The sequence below is a fragment of the Pseudomonas sp. W15Feb34 genome (assembly GCF_023127765.1).
GTDB lineage: Bacteria > Pseudomonadota > Gammaproteobacteria > Pseudomonadales > Pseudomonadaceae > Aquipseudomonas > Aquipseudomonas synxantha_A.
The window spans coordinates 53,522-80,287 of sequence record NZ_SPKN01000037.1 but is presented as its reverse complement, the minus strand read 5'-3'; the positions used below and the strand labels follow the sequence as shown (position 1 = coordinate 80,287).

Here is a 26,766-nt window from a genome sequence, read left to right as displayed (position 1 = left end):
AAAAAAATATTAAAAAGTTCCAAAAAACAAAAACCGGGGCACTGGGCCCCGGCTTCCGTCAACCGAACGTTTAGACGCGTTCGAAGACGGTGGAGATGCCTTGGCCGAGACCAATGCACATGGTTGCAACCCCAAGGTTGCCGCCATTTTGCTTCATCACGTTAAGCAAAGTGCCGGAGATACGTGCACCGGAGCAACCGAATGGGTGGCCCAGGGCAATCGCACCGCCGTGCAGGTTAACCTTCTCGTTCATCTTGTCGAGTACTTTCAAATCTTTCAGCACTGGCAGGGCCTGTGCGGCGAAAGCTTCGTTGAGCTCGAAGAAGTCGATATCGGAGATGGAAAGGCCCGCGCGCTTCAAGGCTTTTTGTGTGGCCGGTACTGGACCATAGCCCATGATCGCCGGGTCCACACCTGCTACCGCCATCGAACGGATCACGGCCAGCGGCTGGATACCCAGGTCCTGGGCACGCTGCGCCGACATCACGATCATGCACGAAGCACCGTCGGTGATCTGCGACGACGTACCGGCTGTCACGGTGCCGCCCTTTGGATTGAACGCAGGCTTCAACGCCGCGAGGCTTTCCAGGGTGGTGTCCGGACGAATGGTTTCGTCGTAGTCGAACAGTTTCAGGAAACCGTTCTCGTCGTAGCCGTTCATCGGGATGATCTCATCCTTGAACTTGCCTTCCACGGTCGCCTTGTGGGCGAGCTGGTGGGAACGCAGGCCGAACGCGTCCTGGGCTTCGCGAGTGATGCCGTGCATCTTGCCGAGCATTTCTGCGGTCAGACCCATCATGCCCGAGGCTTTTGCCGCGTACAGCGACATGTGCGGGTTGGGATCGACGCCGTGCATCATGCTGACGTGGCCCATGTGCTCCACGCCGCCGACCACGAATACATCACCGTTGCCGGTCATGATCGCTTGCGCAGCGGTGTGCAGCGCGCTCATCGACGAGCCACACAGGCGGCTGACGGTCTGGCCCGCTGCGGTGTGCGGGATCTGAGTCATCAACGACGCCATGCGCGCGATGTTCCAGCCCTGCTCCAGGGTCTGGTTGACGCAGCCCCAGATCACGTCTTCGACTTCGTTCGGGTCAACCTTGACGTTACGTTCCAGCAGCTTGCTGATCAGGTGCGCCGACATGTCTTCAGCGCGGGTGTTGCGGTGCATGCCGCCCTTGGAGCGGCCCATCGGAGTACGACCGAAGTCGACAATCACGACGTCTCTTGGATTCAAGCTCATAAATATTCTCGCTCTAGTCGATTGGGCGCTTAACCGAAGAAGCTCTGGCCATTCTTGGCCATTTCACGCAGCTTCGCGGTCGGGTGGTACAGCGGGCCCAAATCAGCGTATTTGTCAGCCAGGGCAACGAACTCGGCCACACCGATCGAATCGATGTAGCGCAGTGCACCACCACGGAATGGAGGGAAACCAATACCGTACACCAGGCCCATATCGGCTTCGGCGGCGGTTTCGACGATGCCGTCTTCCAGGCAACGTACGGTTTCCAGGCACAGGGCGATCATCATCCAGTTGATGATGTCCTCGTCCGACACCTCACGCTGTTCGTAGATGACCGGAGCGAGCACTTCGTGCACCGACGGGTCGGCGACTTTCTTCTGCTTGCCCTTCTTGTCGGCCTCGTAGGCGTAGAAGCCCTTGCCGTTCTTCTGGCCCAGGCGCTTGGCCTCGTACAGCGCGTCGATCGCCGAGCGGCGGTCGTCTTTCATGCGGTCCGGGAAGCCTTCAGCCATCACGTCGCGACCGTGGTGGCCGGTGTCGATACCGACCACGTCCATCAGGTACGCCGGGCCCATGGGCCAGCCGAATTTTTCCATGACCTTGTCGATGCGCACGAAGTCCACACCGGCACTGACCAACTTGGCGAAACCGCCGAAGTACGGGAACAGCACGCGGTTGACCAAAAAGCCCGGGCAGTCATTGACCACGATCGGGTTCTTGCCCATTTTCTTGGCGTAGGCAACGGTGGTGGCAACGGCCAGCTCGCTGGACTTCTCGCCACGGATCACTTCCACCAGCGGCATCATGTGCACCGGGTTGAAGAAGTGCATACCGACGAAGTTTTCCGGACGCTTGAGGGCCTTGGCCAGCAGCGAGATGGAAATGGTCGAGGTGTTGGACGCCAGGATGGTGTCGTCTTTGACCTGGGCTTCCACTTCAGCCAATACCGCCTGCTTGACCTTCGGGTTCTCGACTACCGCTTCGACCACCAGGTCGACGTGGCCGAAATCGCCGTAGGACAGCGTAGGACGAATGCCATTGAGCACTTCAGCCATTTTTGCAGCGGTCATGCGACCTTTATCAACGCGGCCCACCAGCAGCTTGGCGGCTTCGGCCAGGCCCTGCTCGATACCGTGCTCGTTGATGTCTTTCATCAGGATCGGCGTGCCTTTGGACGCCGACTGATAGGCGATACCGCCGCCCATGATACCGGCGCCGAGTACGGCAGCCTGTTTCACGTCCTTGGCAATTTCGTCGTAGGCCTTGGCCTTTTTCTTCAGTTCCTGATCGTTCAGGAACAGGCCGATCAGGCTCTGGGCCGCCGAGGTTTTCGCCAGTTTGACGAAGCCTGCCGCTTCCACTTCCAGGGCTTTGTCGCGACCGAAGTTCGCGGCCTTCTGGATGGTCTTGATCGCTTCAACCGGGGCCGGGTAGTTCGGGCCGGCCTGGCCTGCCACGAAACCTTTGGCGGTTTCGAACGACATCATCTGTTCGATAGCGTTGAGCTTGAGTTTTTCCAGCTTCGGCTGACGCTTGGCCTTGTAGTCAAATTCGCCGCTGATGGCGCCCTTGATCAGGTTCAGCGCGGCTTCGGCCAGTTTGTCCGGAGCCACCACTGCGTCGACGGCACCGACCTTCAGTGCGTCCTCGGCCTTGTTTTCCTTACCGGCGGCGATCCATTCGATCGCATTGTCGGCACCGATCAGGCGCGGCAGGCGCACGGTACCGCCGAAGCCCGGGTAGATGCCCAGTTTGACTTCCGGCAGGCCGATCTTGGCGGTCGCGGACATGACACGGAAATCCGCTGCCAGGCACATTTCCAGGCCGCCACCCAACGCAATGCCATTGATCGCGGCAACGGTCGGCACGTTGAGGTCTTCGAAATCGCTGAAGATCTTGTTGGCTTCGAGGTTGCCAGCCACCAGCTCGGCATCGGGCAGCTTGAAGTTGTCGACGAATTCGGTGATGTCAGCGCCGACGATAAACACGTCCTTGCCGCTGGAGACGATCACGCCCTTGACCGAAGCATCTGCTTTGATGGTGTCTACGGCCTGACGCAGTTCGTTCAGGGTTAGACGGTTGAACTTGTTGACGGACTCACCCTTGAGGTCGAATTTCAATTCGACGATGCCACTTTCAAGAGCCTTAACCGTGATGGCTTTACCTTCGTAAATCATCAACTGATCTCCACGATATGGAAGCTGAACAGTACACACCGGACGCTGGTCGCTGGTTTGACATTGACAGTTGCATCAATGCTCACGCCAATCAGCCAGGCACACCCGCCAGTGCGATAGTCGGGATTCTGTACGAGTCGTCTGACAGGCAAACGCTCAATTCATACGCCCGTTTGATTTGGGTACGCCACCTTCATCCAATTCCGAGCAATTGTCAATCGCTCCAAAGGCTAGGAAAAACGCGACTTTCCAGTCATTTCAGAACCCGGACCACAGGCAGGCAACCCGTCAATATTCAAATATTCACAAGATCAATAATAGAAAAGATGTGGGAAGCGGCTGTACAGAAAGGGATATACGGCTAGGCTAGCGGGAACTTGCAGATTTACCGGCCTGCCTGGCCACCTCCAGCCCGATGATGAAGTCGGGCTTTTTATTGCCCGGCCTCTGTAGGAGTGTCAGGCCAAGGCCCTGAGCAACGCATCAATATCCTTCAACACACTCATGTCGCCCTTCTCGCCCCAGTACAAGGCGATCATCTGCTTGTCGGCCTCGACCTTGTAGACGTTCGCCGGCAGCGTCGCAAAATACGGCAACAACTTTTCATCCACACACTCTTCGCGCCATTGATTGACCCACACACCCGGCTCCAACTGCCAGTAACTCCAGATAGCCGGCGTGCTCCCACGCCGCGGTCGACAGTACTGCGCACAAGGGCTCGGCGGCTCTTGCTTGAGCCAGTGCGGCCATTCCTGGGGCGCCAACTGCATGGCCAGGCCGATGCGGCGTGCCTCCATGCGCAGGGCCATGCGCCCGCTCTGCCCACGCGACGGGCGCAGCCAGGCCAGGGGGCTTAAAACCACCGCAAGGATTGACACCACTATCCACACCGTCATATGTGTACTCCCGAATTTCTAGATGAGCGGATTTGACCTGACGCAACCCCATCCGCTTGAAAGCAGCCATACTGAACTTATTGCAGTCCCTTGGAGGAACGCCTCATGCCCTACAAACATATTCTGGTCGCTGTCGATCTGACCGAAGAGTGCGATCCGGTGATCAAGCGCGCGCAGGAATCCGCATTGGCCAATGGCGCCATACTGTCGCTGGTGCATATCGTCGAGCCCATGGCCATGGCCTTTGGCGGTGACGTACCGATGGACCTTTCCCAGTTGCAGCAACAACAATTCGACCAGGCCAAGGAGCGCCTGGACCGTTTGATTCTCAAATACCCGCACCTGAAAAAGGAAGACTGCCACCTGACATACGGCCAACCGCGTCAGGAAATCCACCACTTGGCCAAGGAAAAGGCCTGTGACCTGATCGTGGTCGGCAGCCACGGCCGTCATGGCCTGGCACTGTTGCTGGGCTCCACCGCCAATGATGTATTGCACGGCGCGCCTTGCGATGTACTGGCCGTCAAACTGGCAAAGAGTTCGTAAGACCGATGAAGGTCTAATGTGGGAGCTGGCTTGCCTGCGATAGCAGCCTGTCAGTTGATGCATCAGGTGGCTGTTACACCGCTATCGCAGGCAAGCCAGCTCCCACAGTTGAATCGCATTTCATATTAAAAAGCCCGGCGCTCATAGAAGAGTGCCGGGCTTTTTTATTGCGGTGCAATCACTCAGGCATCCAGCTCGGCCCAACGCTCAACCAACGCTTCCAGCTCCTGGTTCAACGTCTCCAGGGAAGCGATGACCGCAGCGGTTTCTGCAGCCGGGCGCAGGTAGAAACCGGCGTCAGCCATTTGCGCTTCTACCGCGGCAATCTGCTGTTCCTTGGCGTCGATCTCACCCGGCAAGGCTTCCAGCTCACGCTGCAGCTTGTAGCTGAGTTTCTTCTTGGCCGCGGGTGCAGCTTCCTGGGCCGGTGCAACCTCTTGCACAGGAGTCACCACCGCCGAGGTCAGGTCGGCCTTGCCGGACTTGCTCTCGGTCACGCCCAGCAGACGTGGCGAACCACCCTGACGCAACCAGTCCTGGTAACCACCGACGTATTCGCGCACCTTGCCTTCACCTTCAAAGACCAGGGTGCTGGTGACCACGTTGTCCAGGAATTCCCGGTCGTGGCTGACCATCAGCACAGTGCCGTTGAACGTCAGCAGCACTTCTTCGAGCAACTCAAGGGTTTCCACATCCAAGTCGTTGGTCGGTTCGTCGAGCACCAGCAGGTTGGCCGGTTTGCTGAACAGCTTGGCCAGCAGCAAACGCGCGCGCTCACCACCAGACAGGGCCTTGACCGGCGTACGCGCACGTTGCGGGCTGAACAGGAAGTCGCCCAGGTAGCTGAGTACGTGGCGGCTCTGGCCGTCGATGTCGATAAAGTCGCGACCTTCGGCGACGTTGTCGATCACGGTCTTTTCCAGGTCCAACTGGTGGCGCAACTGGTCAAAGTAGGCCACGTCGATGCGTGTGCCCTCTTCCACCTTGCCGCTGGTCGGCTGCAGACCGCTGAGCATCAGCTTGAGCAAGGTGGTCTTGCCAGTGCCGTTGGCGCCCAGCAGGCCGATACGGTCGCCGCGCTGCAGGACCATGGAGAAGTCCTTGATCAGGAACGGGCCGTCCGGGTGATGGAAGCTGACATTCTCCAGCACCATTACCTGCTTGCCCGACTTGTCGGCGGTGTCCAGCTGGATATTGGCCTTGCCGGTACGCTCGCGGCGCTCACTGCGCTCCACGCGCAAGGCTTTCAAGGCACGCACGCGGCCTTCGTTACGGGTGCGACGGGCCTTGATGCCCTGGCGGATCCAGACTTCTTCCTGGGCCAGCTTTTTGTCAAACAGCGCGTTGGCGGTTTCTTCGGCAGCCAGGGCGGCTTCCTTGTGCACCAGGAAGCTGGCGTAGTCGCCGTTCCAGTCGATCAGGCCGCCACGGTCCAGTTCGAGGATGCGCGTGGCCAGGCTCTGCAGGAAAGCACGGTCGTGCGTGATAAACAGCACGGCGCCCTGGAAGTCCTTGATGGCTTCTTCAAGCCAGGCGATGGCGCCGATGTCCAGGTGGTTGGTCGGTTCGTCGAGCAGCAGCAGGTCCGGCTCGGACACCAGGGCCTGGGCCAGCAGCACACGGCGACGCCAGCCCCCGGACAATTCGGCGAGGGTCTTGTCGGCCGGCAGTTGCAGGCGGCTCAGGGTGCTGTCCACCAGTTGCTGCAAGCGCCAGCCATCACGGGCTTCGAGGTCTTGCTGGACGTGCATCAGCTTGTCCAGGTCTTCCTCGGTGACGCAGTTCTGCGCCAGGTGATGGTATTGCGCGAGCAACTCGCCGACGCCGTCCAGGCCTTCGGCAACCACGTCGAACACTGTCCGTCCGTCGGCCACCGGCAATTCTTGCGGCAATTCGCCGATCTTGAGGCCCGGGGCACGCCAGACAGAGCCGTCATCAGGCTTCTGGTCGCCTTTTACCAGCTTCATCATGCTGGACTTGCCGGTGCCGTTGCGGCCGATGATGCACACCCGCTCACCACGGGCGATCTGCCAGGACACCTTGTCCAACAACGGCATGGCGCCGAAAGCAAGGGACACATCGCTGAATTTGAGCAGGGTCATACGCTTCTCCAAAAACTGGGCGCGCATTCTACCTGACTTGAGGGTGGGATGCGGTCGGCATTTTCTCTATTGACACGTTCTGTAGGACATTTCCGGCGAACTTGAACGAACCAGACGGCAAAGCTTTCGCGGGCCGCTGGCAAAAGGCTAAGCTAGAGGCAATCAGTGTCGGCAGTGCCGGTGCTAGTCGTGATTTCTCTGCACGGACGTCTCATGCGCAGTCGCCTTTTCAACTTTTTATCTTGTCTGCTTCTTTCCGCCACTGCCGTTCAAACCGCCCAGGCGGTGGACCTCACCACCCAACGTCAGTATTACGATCAAGCCAAACGCGCCCTGGCCAAGGGCGACAGCGGCCCGTACATGCAATACAGCCAGGCCCTGGCCGACTACCCGCTCACGCCGTACCTGGCGTATGACGAGCTGACTGCACGCCTGAAAACCGCGAGCAACGAGGAAATCGAACAGTTCCTCGCCAAACACGGCGACCTGCCCCAGGCCAACTGGATGAAACTGCGTTGGCTGCGCTGGCTGGCCGAGCGTGGCGATTGGCAGACCTTTGAAAAGTACTACGACACCAAGCTCAATTTCGTCGAGCTGGACTGCCTGCATGGCCAGTACCAGCTCAGCCACAATCTGAAGGCTGAAGGCTACAAGACCGCTGAAAAGTTGTGGATGACCGGCAAATCCCAGCCCGCCGCCTGTGACGCCACCTTCGGCCAATGGGCCGCTGCCGGCCAACTGACCGAACAGAAGATTTGGGACCGCACCAAGCTCGCCGCCGAAGCCCGCAATTACGCGCTGGCCAACAGCCTGGTGAAGACCCTGCCAACCCTCGGCGTCCAAGGCCGCCTGATGGTGGATGTGGCGCAAAAGCCTGACATGCTCAGCGATCCGTCACGCTTCCTGCCGGCCACCGAGGCGATGTCTGACGCCGTCGGCCTGGGCCTGCGCCGCCTGGCCCGCCAGGATCCGGACAAGGCCATGGCCCTGCTCGACGGCTACGCCAGCAGCATGCACTTCTCCCGTGACGAAAAGGTGTCGATTGCCCGCGAGATTGGCCTGACCCTGGCCAAGCGCTTCGACCCACGTGCGCTGGACGTGATGACCAAGTACGACCCGGAACTGCGCGACAACACCGTGTCCGAATGGCGCCTGCGCCTGCTGTTGCGCCTGGCACGCTGGGAAGATGCCTACCAGTTGACCCGCAAACTCCCACAAGACCTGGCCACCACTAACCGCTGGCGCTACTGGCAGGCGCGCAGCCTGGAGCTGGCCGAACCGAAAAACCCGCAGGCCCTGGTGCTGTACAAAAACGTGGCCAAGGAACGGGACTTCTACGGTTTCCTTGCTGCTGACCGTTCCAAATCCCCTTACCAACTGAACAACAAGCCGCTGGTGATGAGCCAGGCATTGGTCAACAAGGTCCGCAATACCCCCGGGGTGCGCCGCGCCCTGGAGTTCTACGCCCGTGGCCAGATCGTGGACGGTCGCCGCGAGTGGTACCACGTCAGCCGGCACTTCAACCGTGACGAAATGGTCGCCCAGGCCAAGTTGGCCTACGACATGAAGTGGTACTTCCCGGCGATCCGTACCATCAGCCAGGCGCAGTACTGGGACGACCTGGACATCCGCTTCCCGATGGCGCACCGCGATACCCTGGTGCGCGAAGCCAAGGTGCGCGGCCTGCATTCAAGCTGGATATTTGCCATCACGCGTCAGGAAAGCGCGTTTATGGACGATGCCCGCTCCGGCGTTGGCGCCAGCGGCCTGATGCAACTGATGCCCGGCACCGCCAAGGAAACCGCACGCAAATTCAGCATCCCCCTGGCCTCCCCGGCCCAGGTGCTGGACCCGGATAAAAATATCCAGCTCGGCGCCGCCTACCTGAGCCAGGTGCACAGCCAGTTCAACGGCAACCGTGTGCTCGCTTCCGCCGCCTACAACGCCGGCCCCGGCCGCGTGCGCCAATGGCTGCGCGGTGCAGACCACCTGAGCTTCGATGTGTGGGTTGAAAGCATCCCGTTCGACGAAACCCGCCAGTATGTGCAGAACGTGCTGTCTTATTCGGTGATCTACGGGCAGAAGCTCAATTCGCCGCAGCCGCTGGTGGATTGGCATGAGCGGTACTTCGACGACCAGTAAGGCACTGAACCTGCTTCCAATGTGGGAGGGGGCTTGCTCCCGATAGCGGTGGGTCAGCAACAAAACTGCTGATTGACACTCTGCTATCGGGAGCAAGCCCCCTCTCACATTGGCATTTCTGCAATGCTTATGGCGCTAGTGATCTGCGCTGAACTGCAGCGCCGCCAACCGCGCATACAGTGGATTGCTCGCAATCAACTCCTGGTGCGTGCCCACCGCCACCAGTTTGCCCTGATCCATCACCGCTATTCGATCGGCATTCTTGACGGTCGCCAGACGGTGAGCGATCACCAGTGTGGTTCTTCCTTGCATCAATTGCGGCAGCGCTTGCTGGATCAGGTGCTCACTCTGCGCGTCGAGGGCGCTGGTGGCTTCGTCCAGCAGCAGGATCGGCGCGTCGACCAACAAGGCGCGGGCGATGGCCAGGCGTTGGCGCTGGCCGCCAGAGAGGCCCAGGCCACCGTCGCCGAGGTGGGTCTGGTAGCCCTCGGGCATTTGCAGGATGAAATCGTGGGCATGGGCGATGCGCGCAGCGGCTTCGACCTGGGCCATGGTGGCGGACGGGTTGCCGTAGCGAATGTTGTCCTCGACGCTGCCGAAAAACAGCGCCGGGCTCTGGGACACCAGTGCAAAGTGGCGACGCAGGTCCAGGGGGTCCAGCTCGGTCAGCGGGCGGCCTTCGAGCAGGATGCGCCCTTGCTGGGGATCGTAGAAGCGCAGCAGCAGGTCGAAGATTGTCGATTTACCCGCGCCTGATGGGCCTACCAGCGCCAGGGTTTCGCCGGGATTGATGGTCAGGTTCAAGCCATCAATGGCGTAACTGTCCGGCCGTGAGGGGTAGCAAAAGCGCAGATCTTGCAGCTCCATGCGGCCACTGACCCGCTGCGGCAAGCGTTCGCTGCCATCGGCCGGCGCCTGGATGTCGTTGCTCGACTGCAACAGCTCACCGATACGCTCGGCCGCACCGGCAGCGCGCTGCAACTCGCCGAGCACTTCGCTCAGAGTGCCAACCGCACTGCCGACTATCAGGCTATAGAACACAAACGCCGCCAGCTCACCGCCGGAAATGCGCCCGCTGATCACGTCCATGCCGCCTACCCATAGCATCACGCCCACGGCGCCGAGCACCAGCATGATCACCAGGGTTATCAGCCAGGAGCGTTGCAGGATGCGTTTACGTGCGGTGGTGAACGCGTCCTCCACGGTAACAGCGAAACGCTGTTCGTCCTGCACCTGGTGGTTGTAGGCCTGCACCGTTTTGATCTGGCCCAAGGTCTCGGCAACATAGCTGCCGACGTCGGCAATACGATCCTGGCTCAAACGCGACAGGCTGCGCACCCGGCGCCCGAAGATCAGGATCGGCGCCAGTACCAGCGGCAGCGCCACCACCACGATGCTGGTGAGCTTGGGGTTGGTGATGAACAGCAACACGATGCCGCCGATGACCATCAGGGCGTTGCGCAGGAACAGCGACAGCGACGAGCCGATCACCGATTGCAGCAACGTGGTATCGGTGGTCAGCCGCGACTGGATCTCCGAGCTGCGGTTGTTCTCATAGAAGCCTGGGTGCAGGTAGATCAGGTGGTTGAACACTTGCCGGCGAATATCGGCCACCACGCGCTCGCCAATCCACGACACCAGGTAAAACCGCGTGAACGTACCCACAGCCAGGCCCAGCACCAGCACCATGAACAAGCCGATGGACTGGTTGAGCAAGTGCGGTGACTGGGTCATGAAACCCTGGTCGACCAGAAGGCGAATGCCCTGCCCCATGGACAAGGTGATGCCGGCGGTGACGATCAGCGCCAGCAAGGCGCCCAGGGCCTGCCAGCGGTAGGGCGCAATAAAGCGGCTGGCCAGGCGGATCGCACGGCGTTGACGGGTTGAGAGCATGGAAGGCACCACCAATGAGGAATCTGTACTTCAACATTGGGGGAACTTGCGCAAATAACAATGAGTCAGGTTAATTATGCCCGCCGATACAGGCCGCTAGAGGCTATCGGTCTAAGACTCATCTGGAAATATGTACCGGTTTCTGGTGGACTGGGTGTTCGAACCGATGAGCGTGCAAGGAGTTGTAACAGCGCGTTCATGCGGGGGATTTAAGATAGGTACACAACCTGATGAGGAGACAGGCCATGACCTTGCAAGATAGCAGCAACGCCAAGATTGAAGTGATCCGCCAGCAGCAGGTGTTGCCTTGCTCGTATATCGATGCCAAGGGCCACGAAGTGCAGATTACCGAAGAGATGATCCAGCAAGCCTGCAGCGAGCTGGAACAGCGACTGGTCAAACCTGCCCAGCAAGGCTGAAGTGCCCACGCTCTTTCAAACCCGGCCCAGGTGGCCGGGTTTTTTATGGGTGTTTACAGCGTTTCAGCGCCCAGAGCCGAAACGATAGCCGACAGCGCCGTCGACTCGCCCTTGATGCGCACTTTCAGGCCATCTATCTCACGGCGCTGCGGGTAGTGCTTGCGCAGCAAATCGAAGGACTGGCGCTGCTCCTGCACGGTCCCCACCAGGCTGCGACGAAAATCTGCATCATCACGGCGCGGGTCGTACACGCTGCGGCACAGGGCCGCCAGTGCCCAGACCGGATCGGTTGAAGCGTCCAGGTGGACTTCGGCCAGCCACGGTGCCGGCAATAAATCACTGAGCTGAACGCTCGGTTCGTGGCCCAGGTGCGCGCAAAATGCCTGGTAGATCTGCGCGGTGCCGCGCTGCTTGCCATCGAGGCTGTAGCCGGCGATATGCGGCGTGGCCAGCACGCACAGGTCAGCCAGGTCGACGTCCACTTGCGGCTCGCCTTCCCACACATCCAGCACCGCTTGCAGGTCTTCGCGGGCCAGCAGCACCTCGCGCAGCGCGGCGTTGTCCACCACCGCGCCACGGCTGGCGTTGATCAGCCAGGTGCCGGGCTTGAGTTGCTCCAGGCGCTGGCGGTCGAATAAATGCCAGGTGGCGCCATTGCCGGACTTGATCAGCGGCGTGTGCAAGCTGATCACATCGCACTGCTCGATGATCTGTTGCAGGCTGACGTAGTCGCCGTCCTCGGCGATCTGGCGCGGCGGGTCGCACACCAGCACGTTCCAACCCAGGCCCTTGAGGACCTTGACCAGTCGCCCGCCCACCTCACCGGCACCGACGACACCGTAGGTGCGCGAGCCCAACTCGACGCCTTCGATTTCGGCCAGGGTGTGCAAGCTGCCGAGTACGTAATCCACAACCCCCCGCGCATTGCAGCCAGGCGCGCTGGCCCACTGGATCCCTGCCCGCTTGAAAAAGTCCAGGTCCAGATGGTCGGTGCCGATGGTGCAGGTGCCGACAAAGCGTACGTTGCTGCCTTCGAGCAGGGCACGGTTGACGTTGGTCACCGAGCGCACCAGCAGCACGTCGGCCTGCTCGACGGTAGCGCGGTCGATGGACCGCCCAGGCACGCGGCGAATCTCGCCAAACCCCTGGAAAAAGTCATCAAGCAGCGGAATATTTTCGTCGGCAACAATCAGCATGGCAGGCTCCTTTGGCGGATCAGCAGTGTACAGGCATGGGATTCAACTAACACAACAGATCCCTGTGGGGCTGCATTACAAATCAGCAACACAGGTTTTTTCCTGACCACTGCGTCAAAGCGTAGAATCCGCCGTCCTTGCGACTGCTTTTTTATTGGACACCTGTACGTGAACACTGCCACCGCTACCCTTTCCCGCCCAGCCCGCATCAGCCGGGAAGTGCGCGGCCTGCTGACGCTGGCCTTGCCGATCATGATCGGCCAATTGGCAACTACTGCGATGAGTTTTGTCGATGCGGTGATGGCCGGGCGTGTCAGCCCCCAGGACCTTGCGGCGGTCGGCCTGGGTAACTCGATCTGGATCCCGGTGTACCTGCTGATGACCGGCACCTTGCTGGCCACCACGCCGAAAGTGGCCGAGCGCTATGGCGCGGGAAAACTCACAGAGATCGGGCCGTTGGTGCGCCAATCGTTGTGGTTGGCCGTGGTGGTCGGCCTCTGCGGCGCGGTGCTGTTGCTATGTGCCGAGCCGATCCTGCATGCGATGAAGGTCGAGCCAGACCTGATCGAGCCGTCCATGGGTTACCTGCATGGCATCGCCGCGGGGATGCCGGCAATTGCGCTGTATTACGTGCTGCGCTGCTTCAGTGATGGCCTGGGCCGTACGCGGCCGAGCATGGTCATGGGCCTGTGCGGTCTGGCGCTGAATATTCCGCTGAACTACATCTTCATCTACGGCCACTTCGGCGTACCGGCCATGGGCGGCGTGGGTTGCGGCTGGGCCACGGCCATTGCGATGTGGGTGATGATGCTCGGCCTGGCTGGCTGGACGCGCTGGGGCCCGGTGTACCAGAGCAGCGAACTGTTCAAGCGCTTTGACTGGCCGAAATGGGCGGTGATCAAGCGCATCCTGGGCATCGGCCTGCCGATTGGCGTAGCGATCTTCGCCGAGTCGAGCATATTCGCGGTGATTGCCCTGTTGCTTGGCAGCCTGGGCGCCACCGTGGTTTCCGGCCATCAGATCGCGTTGAATGTCAGTTCTTTGGTATTCATGATCCCCTACTCCCTGAGCATGGCCGTGACCGTGCGCGTCGGCCAGGCCCTGGGGCGTGGCGAACCGCGTGAAGCGCGCTTCGCCGCCGGGGTCGGCATGGGCACTGCACTGGCCTATGCGTGCCTGTCGTGCAGCCTGATGCTGGTGTTTCGTGAGCAGATCGCGGCGATCTACACGCCCGACCCGGTGGTCATCCACCTGGCGTCGATGCTGATTGTGTTCTCGGCGCTGTTCCAGTTCTCCGACTCGATTCAGGTCACTGCCGCCGGTGCTTTGCGCGGCTACCAGGACACCCGGGTGACCATGGTGCTGACCTTGTTCGCCTATTGGGGCGTGGGGCTGCCGGTGGGTTATGCCCTAGGGCTGACCGACTGGCTCGGCGAACCCAGCGGCCCAAGCGGTTTATGGCAAGGGCTGATCGTGGGTTTGAGCTGTGCGGCGGGGATGTTGCTGGTGCGCCTGGCGCGCAGTGCACGCCGGCGCATTCGTGCCGAAAAGGCGCTGGCTTAATCGGCTTTCTTGCGGATCCAGTACAGGTAGGTGCCAGCATCTTCCTGTTGATCCACCAGTTCGTGGTCAAGAAAAACGCAGAATTTGGGAATATCACGACGGGTCGACGGGTCGGTGGCGATCACCTTGAGCAAGCCGCCCGCCGGCAGGTCACGGATGTGCTGGTGCAGCATCATCACCGGCTCCGGGCAGTTGAGGCCGGTGGCGTCGAGGGTGCCGTCTACGGGTAAATCAACACTCATACTTCACTCCTGAAACAGGCCCGCTCTTATGTGGGAGTGGGCTTGCCCGCGATGACGTGGGCACATTCAACATAGATTTTGACTGTTATACCGCTTTCGCAGGCAAGCCAGCTCCCACAATTAATATCAGCGGCTTTTGGATTTCTTTACGTCCACCAGACGGCGCAGGTGACATGTCACTTCTTCGCGGTCGTGGTACAGCTGCTTGCAACCGATTTCCACCCGTATGCCACGCGCCTTGAAGCCCTCTTCGATGCGTTCGAGCAGGCGCTTCACTTCGGCGTAACGCTGCTTCATCGGCAACTTCAGGTTGACCACCGCCTCACGGCAATGCCCCTCGCCGATCCAGGTTTCCAGCAGCGCCGCGTTGCGCGCAGGCTTCTCGACGATATCGCAGACCATCCAGTCCACCGGCTGCTTGGGCACGAAGGTGAAGCCATCAGCCATCAAGTGCTGCACCAGGCCGGTGTCCATCAGGCTTTCGGCCATGGGGCCGTTGTCGATGGCGGTGACCAGCATGCCACGGTTGACCAGTTGCCAGGTCCAACCGCCCGGCGCTGCGCCGAGGTCGACGCCGGTCATATCACCGTGCAGGCGCTCGTCCCATTGGTCACGGGGGATAAAGTGATGCCAGGCCTCTTCCAGCTTCAAGGTCGAGCGGCTGGGCGCGTCACGCGGGAACTTGAGGCGCGGGATGCCCATCGGCCACATTGCCGAGTTGTTCGACTCGGCCAGCCCCATGAACACTTCGCGGCCGCTCTTGAAGGTCAGTAACAGGCGCGGCTTGCTCGGGTCGTCCACCAGCTTGCCGGCGCCCAGCAGGGCTTTGCGCAGGTGCACTTCGAATTTTTTGCAAAAGTTGGAGAGTTCCTTGCCGTCATTGGTGTCGACCATTTCCAACCACAGGCTGCCGCACACCGGAAAGTCGCGCAGGTGGGTAAGGATCACGCTGATGCGGTCGGTTTCCGGCAGGTCGATAAACACCCCGCGTGCCCACTGCCTTGGGAAGATCAGCTCGGCGAAGCGCTGGCCGTGCATCAAGCGCTGGGCGCCGTCTTCTTCCGTGCAGACAAATTCGGCGCAGGCGCTGCCGGTCTTGGCCTTGGCGTAGCCGGACACGTTCAGGCGCGCGGCGTGTTCCGCGATCTCGGAACAGACTTCGCCTTCAAAACCCGGGCGGCAGTGCATAAAAAGGGTGTTCATCTACTCTCCTGGTGAATCAACTGACCTTGCGCTATCGCAATGCCTGTCATGAAAACGCGCGCATGATAGCCGAGTTCGGAACCTTGGGCTCGGCGATAGAGTCCAGTTATTAGCCTGCTAATGAAAACAGCGCTAACGTGTTAGCTCTGTTCGTCCCGCCAGGTCCGTGGCCGTGCGGACCATAAGGAGTCATGTAATGTCATCCCTTGATAGCCTGAGAACCCTTAAGACACTGCAAATAGACAGCAAGACCTACCACTACTTCAGCCTGCCCGAAGCCGCCAAGAGCCTGGGTGATCTGGACAAGCTGCCGATGTCGCTCAAGGTACTGCTGGAAAACCTGCTGCGCTGGGAAGATGCCAAGACCGTTACCGGCACCGACCTCAAAGCCATCGCCGCCTGGCTCAAAGAGCGCCAGTCGGACCGCGAGATTCAGTATCGCCCCGCCCGCGTGCTGATGCAGGACTTTACCGGGGTGCCCGCGGTGGTCGACCTGGCCGCCATGCGCGCCGCCGTGGCCAAGGCCGGCGGTGACCCGCAGCGCATCAACCCGCTGTCGCCGGTGGACCTGGTGATCGACCACTCGGTGATGGTCGACAAGTTCGGTACCACCAGCGCCTTTGAGCAGAACGTTGACATCGAAATGCAGCGCAACGGCGAACGCTACGCCTTCCTGCGCTGGGGCCAGAGCGCCTTTGACAACTTCAGCGTCGTGCCACCTGGCACCGGCATCTGTCACCAGGTGAACCTGGAATACCTGGGCCGCACCGTGTGGACCAAGGACGAAGACGGCCGCACGTACGCCTTCCCCGACACCCTGGTCGGCACCGACTCCCATACCACCATGATCAACGGCCTCGGCGTACTCGGCTGGGGCGTGGGTGGGATCGAAGCCGAAGCGGCCATGCTCGGCCAGCCGGTGTCGATGCTGATTCCGGAGGTCATCGGCTTCAAGCTCACCGGCAAGCTCAAGGAAGGCATCACCGCCACCGACCTGGTGCTCACCGTTACACAAATGCTGCGCAAGAAAGGCGTAGTGGGCAAGTTCGTCGAGTTCTACGGCGACGGCCTGGCCGACCTGCCCCTGGCCGACCGCGCCACCATCGCCAACATGGCGCCGGAGTACGGCGCTACCTGTGGCTTTTTCCCAGTGGATGAGGTGACGCTGGACTACCTGCGCCTGTCCGGCCGCCCGGCTGAGACGGTCAAACTGGTGGAGGCCTACACCAAGGCCCAGGGCCTGTGGCGCAACGCCGGCCAGGAACCGGTGTTCACCGACACCCTGGCCCTGGACATGGGCAGCGTCGAAGCCAGCCTCGCCGGGCCCAAGCGCCCCCAAGACCGGGTATCCCTGCCGAATGTCGGCCAAGCGTTCAGCGACTTCCTCGACCTGCAATTCAAACCCACCAGCAAGGAAGAAGGCCGCCTGGAAAGTGAAGGCGGTGGCGGCGTGGCCGTGGGCAACGCCGATCTGGTCGGCGAGGCCGATTATGAATACGAAGGCAACACCTATCGCCTGAAAAACGGCGCGGTGGTGATCGCCGCCATCACCTCCTGCACCAACACCTCCAACCCCAGCGTAATGATGGCGGCCGGGTTGGTGGCGAAAAAGGCCGTGGAAAAGGGCCTGACCCGCAAACCTTGGGTCAAGACCTCACTGGCCCCAGGCTCCAAGGTGGTCACCGACTATTACAAGGCCGCGGGCCTCACCCAGTACCTCGACAAGCTCGGTTTTGACCTGGTGGGCTACGGCTGCACCACCTGTATCGGTAACTCCGGGCCGTTGCCCGAGCCTATCGAAAAAGCCATCCAGAAGGCCGACCTCGCCGTGGCCTCGGTGCTGTCGGGTAACCGCAACTTCGAAGGCCGCGTGCACCCGCTGGTGAAAACCAACTGGCTGGCTTCGCCGCCCCTGGTAGTCGCCTATGCGTTGGCCGGCACCGTGCGCATCGACATCAGCAGCGAACCGCTGGGTAACGATCAGAGCGGAAACCCGGTGTACCTGAAAGATATCTGGCCCAGCAGCCAGGAAATCGCCGAGGCGGTGGCCCAGGTCAGCACCAGCATGTTCCACAAGGAATACGCCGAGGTGTTCGCCGGTGACGAGCAATGGCAGGCGATTGAAGTGCCGCAGGCAGCGACCTACGTGTGGCAAAAGGACTCCACCTACATCCAGCACCCACCGTTCTTCGATGACATTGCCGGCCCGCTGCCGGTGATCAAGGACGTCAAGGGCGCCAACATCCTGGCCCTGCTCGGTGATTCGGTGACCACCGACCACATCTCCCCTGCCGGCAATATCAAGACCGACAGCCCGGCCGGACGCTACCTGCGCGAGCAAGGGGTGGAACCGCGTGACTTCAACTCCTACGGCTCGCGCCGGGGCAACCATGAAGTGATGATGCGCGGCACCTTTGCCAACATCCGTATCCGCAATGAAATGCTGGGCGGCGAGGAAGGCGGCAACACGCTGTATATCCCCACCGGGGAAAAAATGGCGATCTACGATGCATCCATGAAGTACCAGGCCTCAGGCACGCCGCTGGTAGTGATCGCAGGCCAGGAATACGGCACCGGTTCCAGCCGCGACTGGGCGGCCAAGGGTACCAACCTGCTGGGGGTCAAGGCGGTGATCGCCGAGAGTTTCGAGCGTATCCACCGCTCCAACCTGGTGGGCATGGGCGTGTTGCCGTTGCAGTTCAAGCTGGACCAGAACCGCAAGACGCTCAAGCTCACCGGCAAGGAGAAGATCGACATCCTCGGGCTGACCGATGCCGAGGTCGAACCGCGCATGAACCTGACGTTGGTGATCACTCGGGAAGATGGCAGCCGCGAGAAGGTTGAGGTGCTGTGCCGGATTGATACCTTGAATGAAGTGGAGTACTTCAAAGCGGGTGGGATCTTGCACTACGTATTGCGGCAGTTGATCGCGTCATAAGCAACACTGCAAACCAATGTGGGAGGGGGCTTGCTCCCGATGGCGGTGTATCAGCTAGGCATTTGCTGACTGATTCACTGCTATCGGGAGCAAGCCCCCTCCCACATTTGGCTGCATTTCAAGTTAAGAAATCACAATCAGCCGAACAACCACTTCCAGAGCAATACCAAGACGACTACCGCCAGCACCGGCCGCGCAATGCGGTACGCCTTGGGATGCTTGCGCTTCCACTGCTTGACCTGGCCACTGAACTTGTCGCTGAAGGTCTTGCTCCAGGCATAGGCCTGGTTGATGCCGCCCACGCGTTCGTCGTCAAGGTTCTGCGGCGCAGTAGCACGGCCCAGTTGCTTGCTGACCCAGCGGTTGACGCGGGTCATCACACGGTTGCTCAACGGCCGTTCGATGTCGCAGAACAGGATCACGCGGGTCTGCTCGGTTTCGTTCTTCACCCAGTGCACGTAGGTTTCGTCGAACATCACGTCTTCACCGTCGCGCCAGGCGTAGACCTGGCCGTCGACGAAGATGCGGCAGTCGTCAGAGTTCGGCGTGGACAGCCCCAGGTGATAACGCAACGAACCGGCGAAGGGGTCGCGGTGCGGGTTCAGGTGGCTGCCGCCCGGCAACAGCGCGAACATCGCGCCCTTGACGTTGGGGATGCTGCTGACCAGGGCCACGGTTTTGGGGCACAGGGCCTCGGCCGATGGCAGGGGTTTGTCGTACCACTTGAGGTAGAAGCGCTTCCAGCCTTTCTTGAAGAACGAACCGAAACCGGCGTCGTTGTTCTTTTCGGCGGCGCGGATGTAGCCCTCGTCGAACAGGTGCATGGCCTCTTCGCGAATCACTTCCCAGTTGTCCTTGAGCACGTCCAGTTCCGGGAACTTGCTGCGGTCCAGGTACGGCTTGGATGGCACCGCGGAAAACAGGTACATCAAGGCGTTATACGGGGCGAACAGCGCCGAATGGTTGACGAACTGGCGCAGCATCGGCAAACGGGCCTTGCCACGCAGGTGCACATACAGCGTGCTGCCGATAAACAGCAGCAACACCGACAGTTTGGCGGCCAAAGAAAAGGTCATGCAGCAACTCCTGGAAATAAGCGCCTGGCCGGCAAACTTGCGTCAACGGGAAACCAGACGTAACAGCCGGCCATGATAAACACTTGAGCCATTATGCAGAAGGCCCACGCCGACCGGATGACTTACATCAACCTTGTGGGACCGCTTTGAAGATCAGGCCTGGTTTTCCTGGTCGGTAAACACATCACTGAACAACATGCTCGACAGGTAGCGCTCGCCGGAGTCCGGCAAAATCACCACGATGGTCTTGCCTTGCATTTCCGGCTTCTCGGCCAGGCGTACTGCCACAGCCATGGCGGCACCGCAGGAGATACCGCACAAGATACCCTCTTCCTGCATCAGGCGCAGGGCCATGGCCTTGGACTCTTCGTCGGTCGCCAACTCCACGCGGTCGACCATCGACAGATCGAGGTTTTTTGGCACAAACCCGGCGCCGATACCCTGGATCTTGTGGGGGCTGGGCTTGATTTCTTCCCCCGCCAAGGCCTGGGTGATCACCGGGGAAACCATGGGTTCCACGGCCACCGACAGGATCGGCTTGCCCGCGGTGTTCTTGATATAGCGTGACACCCCGGTGATGGTGCCGCCGGTCCCCACGCCCGCCACCAGCACATCCACGGCGCCGTCGGTGTCGTTCCAGATTTCCGGGCCGGTGGTTTTCTCGTGGATCGCAGGGTTGGCCGGGTTTTCGAACTGGGCCGGCATAAAGTAGGTGGTCGGGTCGCCGGCGAGGATTTCATCGGCCTTTTCGATGGCGCCCTTCATGCCCTTGGCCGGCTCGGTCAGCACCAGCTCGGCGCCCAGGGCCTTGAGCACTTTGCGGCGCTCAAGGCTCATGGACGCCGGCATGGTCAGCAGCAATTTATAGCCACGGGCCGCCGCGACAAACGCCAGGCCGATACCGGTATTGCCGGAAGTCGGCTCGACAATGGTCATGCCTGGCTTGAGCTTGCCGCTGCTTTCGGCATCCCAGATCATGCTTGCGCCAATGCGGCACTTCACTGAATAACTCGGGTTACGCCCTTCGATCTTGGCCAGAATCGTCACGCCACGCGGTGCGATGCGGTTGATCTGAACCAGGGGCGTGTTACCGATGGAATGCGCGTTGTCTGCAAAGATACGGCTCATGAGGGATCCTGTTGGCGACTTTGAAGAAGGTCCCAAGGGTATGCCTCGTTCTCCAGGGCGTCCAGACGGGGGAACGTTGCGTTCATCAGAACAGTCAATCTCCTACAAGCAAGGAGAACTGCCCCATGAAACGTCGTTACAGTTGGCCGTTAGGGACAATCGCCGCTCTGGTGCTGGTCCTGATTGCCTTGAATATCGCGCTGCCCTACCTGGTGCGCAATTACCTGAACGAGAAACTCGCCAACATGGGCGATTACCGCGGCGAAATCGCCGATGTGGACCTGGCCCTGTGGCGCGGCGCCTACCGGATCAACGGCTTGCAAATCGTCAAGGTGGACGGCAAGGTCCCGGTGCCGTTCGTGAAGGCGCCGCTGATCGAGTTCGCCGTGAGCTGGCATTCACTCTGGTACGACCACGCCGTCGTGGCCGAGGGGCATTTTGTGCGTCCGCAGATCAACTTCGTCGATGGCGGTGCCAACAAGCAGGCGTCCCAGACGGGTAAAGGCACCGACTGGCAGGAACAACTGCGCAAGTTGCTGCCGATCACCCTCAATGAAGTGCGCATCGAAGACGGCGAGATTGCCTTCCATAACTTCAGCTCCAAGCCCCGGGTCAATATCAACGCCACTGGGGTCAACGCCAGCTTCTACAACCTGACCAATGTGGTGGATGTCAAAGGCAAGCGCGACGCCCGCTTCGAAGGCAAGGCACTGCTGCAAGGCCAGGCGCCGCTGGAGGCCAATGCCACCTTTGATCCGCTGAGCGATTTCGAAGAATTCGAGTTCCGCTTCCGCGCCCGCGACCTGCAACTCAAGCGCATGAACGACTTTGCATCGGCCTATGGCAAGTTCGACTTCAAGGCCGGCACGGGCGACGTGGTGATCGAAGCCCAGGCTGAAAATGGCCGACTCACCGGCTACATCAAGCCGCTGCTGCGTGACGTAGAGGTGTTTGACTGGCAACAAGATGTTGAAAACAAGGACAAGAATATCTTCCGTTCAATCTGGGAGGCCGTGGTCGGAGCCAGCGAGACGGTGCTGAAAAACCAGCGCAAAAACCAGTTCGCCACCCGTGTGGAGCTCAGCGGTAGCGTGCACCAGCAGAATGTCAGTGCGTTTTCTGCGGTGATCGCAATTCTGCGCAATGGGTTTATCCAGGCGTTCAATGCCCGGTATGAACAACCCAAGCCCAGCGCTGATTAACCCTGTGGGAGGGGGCTTGCTCCCGATAGCGGTGTGTCAGGTTTATATCTGTACCTGATCCACCGCTATCGGGAGCAAGCCCCCTCCCACATGTCCCTCATTGCTCAGGATATTGATGTGACCCGCCATTCAGAGACTGAATGCCCCGTCTGCGTTCACAGTCGCCGGGGCTGCGGGGTATAGTCGGGGCATTGATGAATCCGAGGAATGACCGATGAAGTTCGAAGGCACCCAGGCCTATGTGGCTACCGATGACCTGAAACTGGCCGTCAACGCCGCCATCACCCTGGAGCGGCCATTGCTGGTCAAGGGCGAACCGGGCACTGGCAAGACCATGCTTGCCGAGCAACTGGCCGAATCCTTCGGTGCCAAGTTGATCACCTGGCACATCAAGTCCACCACCAAGGCGCATCAGGGCCTCTACGAGTACGACGCAGTGAGCCGCCTGCGCGACTCGCAGCTGGGCGTGGACAAGGTCCACGATGTGCGCAATTACCTGAAAAAGGGCAAGCTCTGGGAAGCCTTCGAGTCCGAGGAGCGGGTGATCCTGCTGATCGACGAAATCGACAAGGCCGACATCGAGTTCCCCAACGACCTGTTGCAGGAACTCGACAAAATGGAGTTCTACGTCTACGAAATCGACGAGACCATCAAGGCCAAGAAGCGCCCGATCATCATCATTACCTCCAACAACGAAAAAGAGCTGCCGGATGCATTCCTGCGCCGCTGCTTCTTCCACTACATCGCCTTCCCCGACCGCACCACCCTGCAAAAAATCGTGGATGTGCACTACCCGGACATCAAGAAAGACCTGGTCAGCGAAGCGCTGGACGTGTTCTTCGATGTGCGCAAGGTTCCGGGCCTGAAGAAGAAGCCTTCCACGTCCGAACTGGTCGACTGGCTCAAGCTGCTGATGGCCGACAATATTGGCGAAGCGGTACTGCGCGAGCGTGACCCGACCAAGGCCATCCCACCGCTGGCCGGCGCTTTGGTGAAAAACGAGCAGGATGTGCAATTGCTGGAACGGCTGGCGTTCATGAGCCGCCGCGGTAATCGCTGATGCTGCTCAACCTGTTCAATGAAATGCGTGCGGCCAAGGTGCCGGTGTCGGTGCGCGAGCTGCTGGACCTGATCAACGCGCTGAAACAGCGCGTGACCTTCGCTGACATGGACGAGTTCTACTACTTGGCCCGAGCGATACTGGTCAAGGACGAGCGGCATTTCGACAAGTTCGACCGTGCCTTCGGTGCCTATTTCAATGGCCTGGAAAAACTCGATGACCATTTGCAGGCGCTGATCCCCGAAGAGTGGCTGCGCAAGGAATTCGAACGTTCCCTGAGCGAAGAAGAACGCGCGCAGATCCAGTCCCTCGGCGGCCTCGACAAGCTGATCGAGGAATTCAAGAAGCGCCTGGAAGAACAGAAAGAACGCCATGCCGGCGGCAACAAATGGATCGGCACCGGCGGCACCAGCCCGTTCGGTTCCGGTGGCTACAACCCCGAAGGCATTCGTGTCGGTGACGCCGGCAAGCGCCAGGGCAAGGCGGTGAAAGTCTGGGATCAGCGCGAGTACAAAAACCTCGACGATCAGGTGGAACTGGGCACGCGCAACATCAAGATCGCCCTGCGCCGCCTGCGCAAGTTTGCACGCCAGGGTGCGGCCGAAGAGCTGGATATCGACGGCACCATCGACCACACCGCACGCGATGCCGGGCTGCTGAATATCCAGATGCGCCCCGAGCGGCGCAACACCATCAAGCTGTTGTTGCTGTTCGACATTGGTGGTTCGATGGATGCCCACGTGAAAATCTGCGAAGAGCTGTTCTCGGCGTGCAAGACCGAGTTCAAGCACCTGGAGTACTTCTACTTCCATAACTTTGTGTACGAGTCAGTGTGGAAGAACAACCAGCGTCGCACTTCGGAGCGCACGTCCACCCAGGACCTGCTGCACAAGTACGGCGCCGACTACAAAGTGATCTTCATTGGCGATGCGGCCATGGCGCCCTATGAAATCACCCAGGCTGGCGGCAGCGTCGAGCACTGGAATGAAGAACCGGGGTATGTGTGGATGCAGCGGTTCATGGCCAAGTACAAGAAGCTGATCTGGATTAACCCCTATCCAAAAGATACGTGGGGCTATACGGCTTCCACGGGGATTGTGCGGGAGTTGGTAGAGGATCAGATGTACCCGCTGACGCTGCGCGGGTTGGAAGAAGGTATGCGTTTTCTCTCGAAATAGGCGGTGTTTTGACCGGCCTCATCGCAGGCAAGCCAGCTCCCACATGTTGACTGCATTTCAAGGTTGGAATGCATTCCTCTGTGGGAGCTGGCTTGCCTGCGATGCTTTTAGCGATCGGCAAACCGCTGCAAAAACTTGGTGTGCTGCCGATGCGCCGCCTCCTGCACCACCGGTGCCAACCGCACCTTCTCCCCCGGCAAACACTGCGCCAGCCGCGCCAAGGATAGAGGCGTCAACGCGCCCAACCGCGGATAACCGCCGATCGTCTGCCGGTCATTGAGCAACACAATCGGCTGCCCATCCGGGGGCACCTGGATCGCGCCCAACGGAATCCCTTCGGAAATCAACGACGGCCCCTGGTACTGCAACGGCGTGCCGAGCAAGCGCATACCCATGCGGTCGGCGCGGCTGTCCAGCGCCCATTCGGTGTTGAAGGCGTCGAATAAACTCTGCCCGCTGAACTGGCCGATCTGCGCGCCGATAATCACGTCCAGTGAGGCACCGGATTGCAACTCCGGCTTGGCCAGCACCTTCATTGCACCGCCCGTACCGGAATAAGCCAACCGCCCGCCTTCAGCCAATGCCTTGCCGAAACCGTCCACCCCGCCCAACGCTTCGCGCACGACCGTGGCACAACTGCCAAGTACAGCCGGGGCATCGAACCCACCGGGCGCCGCCAGATAAGCGCGTGCCCCATTGAACGGCTGGGTGAAGCGCAGTCGCTGGCCCTTTTGCAGGATAAAACTGCGACCGGGGCTTATGGCGCGCTCATCGATATAGGCGCCCAGGTCTGCACCGGCCAGTGCCAGCAGGCAATAATCCTCGGCCTGCACGGTGAAACCACCCAGGGTGATCTCCACCACCGGCGCATCCAGGGCATTGCCCAAGAGCCAGTTAGCCCAGGACATCGACACCCAGTCCAGTGCGCCGCCCTGGGTTACACCCAGGTGGCGCACGCCAAAACGCCCGGCGTCCTGCAACAGGCACAGCGGCGTGCTGGCCTCGATCATCAAGCGGCTCATGCCAGCGCCTCCAACGGCGTGTCATCGCCACCCAGGTTGACGAATTCGGTGTGGCTGACCGGGGCGAAGCGCACCGTGTCGCCGGGCTGCATCAGGCTGTAGCCGTCGCGCTCACGGTCGAAGAGTTTGGCCGGGGTGCGGCCGATCAGGTTCCAGCCGCCCGGGGACACCACCGGGTACGCAGCAGTTTGCCGTTCGGCAATGCCGACGCTGCCAGCGGCCACGCGTTTGCGCGGCGTGTTGAGGCGCGGTGTGGCGAGGCTTTCATCCACCAGGCCCATAAAGGCAAATCCCGGCGCGAAACCAAGGGCGAACACCTGGTATTCATGGGCGCTGTGGCGGCGGATCACGTCCTCTACCGTCAGCCCGCTGCGCTGGGACAACAGGGTCAACTCCGGGCCGACGCTCAGGTCGTACCACACCGGCAGCACATGGCACTGGCCGCTGCCCTGGGCCTGGGGTTGCAGGTCCGTGAGCGCAAGGTCGATCAGCTCCCGAGCCTGTGTCGGGGTCAGCTCCCTGAGGTCGTAATGCACCATCAAGGTGGTGTAGGACGGCACCAGATCCACCAGCGCCGTGCCGAACTCTGCGCGCAAACGCTGCGTGGCAGCGAGCATCCACGGCATGTTGGCCTCGGCAATCACCTCAAACAGACGCACCATCAGACAGTCGATGGCCACCACTTCAATGCGTGGCTTCATGCTGTCTGCAACGCTTGGCGGATACGCTGCACCGCGGCCACCGAGCTGGCGTTGTCGCCATGCACGCACAAGGTATCGGCCTGCAAGGCCAACGGGCTGCCGTCGCTGGCGACCAATGCCGCGCCACGGGAAATGGTCAGGGCCTGCTGCACGATAGTGTCGCTGTCGTGGTGCACCGCGCCGGGCAACTGGCGGGAAACCAGATGGCCCTTGCTGTCGTAGGCGCGATCGGCAAAGGCTTCGAACCACAGGGTCACACCGTATTCGTCACCCACAGCTTGGGCGGCGCTGTTGTCACGGGTAGCCAGCAGCATCAGCGGCAAGTCGCCGTAGGCGGCCACGGCCTGGATCACCGCACGCAACTGCGCGGGGTTGGCCATCATGTCGTTGTACATCGCACCGTGGGGTTTCACGTAGCTGACGCGTCCGCCCTGGACCCGGCAGATGCCGTCCAGCGCGCCGATCTGGTAATGCAACAGGTCCTGGATTTCCTGCGGCGTGTAGTTCATTGACCGTCGGCCAAAGCCTTGCAGGTCTTGATAGGCCGGGTGAGCGCCCACTTGCACGCCATGCTTGAACGCCAGGCTGACGGTCTTGCGCATGATGCTCGGGTCGCCAGCATGGAAACCGCAGGCCACGTTGGCGCAATCAATGAACGGCATGACTTCGGCGTCCAGACCCATGGTCCAGTTGCCAAAGCTTTCGCCAATGTCGCAGTTCAGTAGCAGGCGGCTCACGGTGGTCGCTCCTGTAGGTTTTGTTTTTTTGTAGTGTGGGATTTATTACACAGAACTCGCAACTTGTCCTGGCACCCCAACGACGCTTATCGTGGAACG

21 protein-coding genes are annotated in these 26,766 nt (G+C 60.6%); 8 read left to right on the top strand and 13 right to left on the bottom strand.

Features of this window, described 5'->3' with window-relative positions:
• Nucleotides 1–70: 70 nt before the first annotated feature.
• The 3 genes from fadA to E4O97_RS17950 all read right to left on the bottom strand — a co-directional run bounded on the left by fadA (nt 71) and on the right by E4O97_RS17950 (nt 4,319).
• Entirely contained in the window at nt 71–1,246 is a 1,176-nt protein-coding gene (fadA, locus tag E4O97_RS17960; protein ID WP_005786153.1) for an acetyl-CoA C-acyltransferase FadA, read from the bottom strand.
• 29 nt (nt 1,247–1,275) lie between these two features.
• Nucleotides 1,276–3,423: a fatty acid oxidation complex subunit alpha FadB gene (gene fadB / locus E4O97_RS17955; RefSeq protein WP_005786151.1), complete on the bottom strand. Its 2,148-nt coding sequence runs from the start codon at nt 3,421–3,423 to the stop codon at nt 1,276–1,278.
• A gap of 458 nt (nt 3,424–3,881) precedes the next feature.
• Complete coding sequence (locus E4O97_RS17950) at nt 3,882–4,319, bottom strand: hypothetical protein (protein ID WP_032877219.1); 438 nt, start codon at nt 4,317–4,319, stop codon at nt 3,882–3,884.
• A gap of 105 nt (nt 4,320–4,424) precedes the next feature.
• On the opposite strand from E4O97_RS17950, the gene E4O97_RS17945 reads away from it, so the two are divergent.
• The gene (locus tag E4O97_RS17945; protein ID WP_005786147.1) at nt 4,425–4,865 is read left to right on the top strand and encodes a universal stress protein; all 441 of its coding nucleotides are present in this window, start codon (nt 4,425–4,427) and stop codon (nt 4,863–4,865) included.
• A 182-nt stretch (nt 4,866–5,047) separates the two neighbouring features.
• On the opposite strand, the gene E4O97_RS17940 is transcribed toward E4O97_RS17945, so the two are convergent.
• A complete protein-coding gene (locus tag E4O97_RS17940) occupies nt 5,048–6,967 on the bottom strand; it encodes an ATP-binding cassette domain-containing protein (protein ID WP_248161867.1) in 1,920 nt (639 codons plus the stop codon).
• Nucleotides 6,968–7,180: 213 nt separating this feature from the next.
• Between E4O97_RS17940 and E4O97_RS17935 the strand changes: the two genes are divergently transcribed.
• Nucleotides 7,181–9,109, top strand: coding sequence for a transglycosylase SLT domain-containing protein (locus tag E4O97_RS17935; protein ID WP_005786144.1), 1,929 nt, complete (start codon nt 7,181–7,183; stop codon nt 9,107–9,109).
• Nucleotides 9,110–9,244: 135 nt separating this feature from the next.
• On the opposite strand, the gene E4O97_RS17930 is transcribed toward E4O97_RS17935, so the two are convergent.
• Nucleotides 9,245–11,011: an ABC transporter transmembrane domain-containing protein gene (locus E4O97_RS17930; RefSeq protein ID WP_179119801.1), complete on the bottom strand. Its 1,767-nt coding sequence runs from the start codon at nt 11,009–11,011 to the stop codon at nt 9,245–9,247.
• 236 nt (nt 11,012–11,247) lie between these two features.
• Between E4O97_RS17930 and E4O97_RS17925 the strand changes: the two genes are divergently transcribed.
• On the top strand, nt 11,248–11,421 hold the full coding sequence (locus tag E4O97_RS17925) for a PA1571 family protein (protein WP_005786139.1): 174 nt from the start codon (nt 11,248–11,250) through the stop codon (nt 11,419–11,421).
• A 53-nt stretch (nt 11,422–11,474) separates the two neighbouring features.
• On the opposite strand, the gene pdxB is transcribed toward E4O97_RS17925, so the two are convergent.
• Nucleotides 11,475–12,617, bottom strand: a complete 1,143-nt coding sequence (pdxB, locus tag E4O97_RS17920; RefSeq protein WP_078820620.1) for a 4-phosphoerythronate dehydrogenase PdxB — start codon at nt 12,615–12,617, stop codon at nt 11,475–11,477.
• A 168-nt stretch (nt 12,618–12,785) separates the two neighbouring features.
• On the opposite strand from pdxB, the gene E4O97_RS17915 reads away from it, so the two are divergent.
• A complete protein-coding gene (locus E4O97_RS17915; RefSeq protein WP_032877223.1) occupies nt 12,786–14,180 on the top strand; it encodes an MATE family efflux transporter in 1,395 nt (464 codons plus the stop codon).
• Here the strand turns inward: E4O97_RS17915 and tusA are convergent.
• On the bottom strand, nt 14,177–14,422 hold the full coding sequence (gene tusA / locus E4O97_RS17910) for a sulfurtransferase TusA (protein ID WP_032877224.1): 246 nt from the start codon (nt 14,420–14,422) through the stop codon (nt 14,177–14,179). The genes E4O97_RS17915 and tusA overlap by 4 nt on opposite strands.
• Nucleotides 14,423–14,548: 126 nt before the next feature.
• The gene (gene rlmM, locus E4O97_RS17905; protein WP_078820619.1) at nt 14,549–15,625 is read right to left on the bottom strand and encodes a 23S rRNA (cytidine(2498)-2'-O)-methyltransferase RlmM; all 1,077 of its coding nucleotides are present in this window, start codon (nt 15,623–15,625) and stop codon (nt 14,549–14,551) included.
• A 196-nt stretch (nt 15,626–15,821) separates the two neighbouring features.
• Between rlmM and acnA the strand changes: the two genes are divergently transcribed.
• Nucleotides 15,822–18,563 carry an aconitate hydratase AcnA gene (acnA, locus tag E4O97_RS17900; protein ID WP_248161866.1) on the top strand — a complete coding sequence of 914 codons (2,742 nt, stop codon included), beginning with the start codon at nt 15,822–15,824 and terminating at the stop codon, nt 18,561–18,563.
• A 137-nt stretch (nt 18,564–18,700) separates the two neighbouring features.
• Here the strand turns inward: acnA and E4O97_RS17895 are convergent, their stop codons facing one another.
• Both E4O97_RS17895 and cysK read right to left on the bottom strand, forming a co-directional pair.
• The gene (locus E4O97_RS17895) at nt 18,701–19,639 is read right to left on the bottom strand and encodes an aspartyl/asparaginyl beta-hydroxylase domain-containing protein (RefSeq protein ID WP_032877227.1); all 939 of its coding nucleotides are present in this window, start codon (nt 19,637–19,639) and stop codon (nt 18,701–18,703) included.
• Nucleotides 19,640–19,792: 153 nt separating this feature from the next.
• A complete protein-coding gene (gene cysK, locus E4O97_RS17890) occupies nt 19,793–20,767 on the bottom strand; it encodes a cysteine synthase A (protein WP_248161865.1) in 975 nt (324 codons plus the stop codon).
• Between the two features lie 125 nt (nt 20,768–20,892).
• Between cysK and E4O97_RS17885 the strand changes: the two genes are divergently transcribed.
• From E4O97_RS17885 to E4O97_RS17875, 3 genes are all read left to right on the top strand, one after another.
• Nucleotides 20,893–21,969, top strand: a complete 1,077-nt coding sequence (locus E4O97_RS17885; RefSeq protein ID WP_043046513.1) for a DUF748 domain-containing protein — start codon at nt 20,893–20,895, stop codon at nt 21,967–21,969.
• A 214-nt stretch (nt 21,970–22,183) separates the two neighbouring features.
• Complete coding sequence (locus E4O97_RS17880) at nt 22,184–23,029, top strand: MoxR family ATPase (protein ID WP_003210690.1); 846 nt, start codon at nt 22,184–22,186, stop codon at nt 23,027–23,029.
• The gene (locus E4O97_RS17875; RefSeq protein ID WP_078820616.1) at nt 23,029–24,207 is read left to right on the top strand and encodes a VWA domain-containing protein; all 1,179 of its coding nucleotides are present in this window, start codon (nt 23,029–23,031) and stop codon (nt 24,205–24,207) included. Before E4O97_RS17880 ends, E4O97_RS17875 begins: the two co-directional genes overlap by 1 nt.
• A gap of 107 nt (nt 24,208–24,314) precedes the next feature.
• Here the strand turns inward: E4O97_RS17875 and E4O97_RS17870 are convergent, their stop codons facing one another.
• From E4O97_RS17870 to E4O97_RS17860, 3 genes are read right to left on the bottom strand one after another with little or no spacing between them, the layout of a single operon-like run.
• The gene (locus E4O97_RS17870; RefSeq protein WP_148852356.1) at nt 24,315–25,229 is read right to left on the bottom strand and encodes a biotin-dependent carboxyltransferase family protein; all 915 of its coding nucleotides are present in this window, start codon (nt 25,227–25,229) and stop codon (nt 24,315–24,317) included.
• Complete coding sequence (gene pxpB, locus E4O97_RS17865; protein WP_103733530.1) at nt 25,226–25,930, bottom strand: 5-oxoprolinase subunit PxpB; 705 nt, start codon at nt 25,928–25,930, stop codon at nt 25,226–25,228. Before pxpB ends, E4O97_RS17870 begins: the two co-directional genes overlap by 4 nt.
• Nucleotides 25,927–26,667, bottom strand: a complete 741-nt coding sequence (locus E4O97_RS17860) for a 5-oxoprolinase subunit PxpA (RefSeq protein ID WP_005786116.1) — start codon at nt 26,665–26,667, stop codon at nt 25,927–25,929. Before E4O97_RS17860 ends, pxpB begins: the two co-directional genes overlap by 4 nt.
• Nucleotides 26,668–26,766 lie beyond the last annotated feature (99 nt).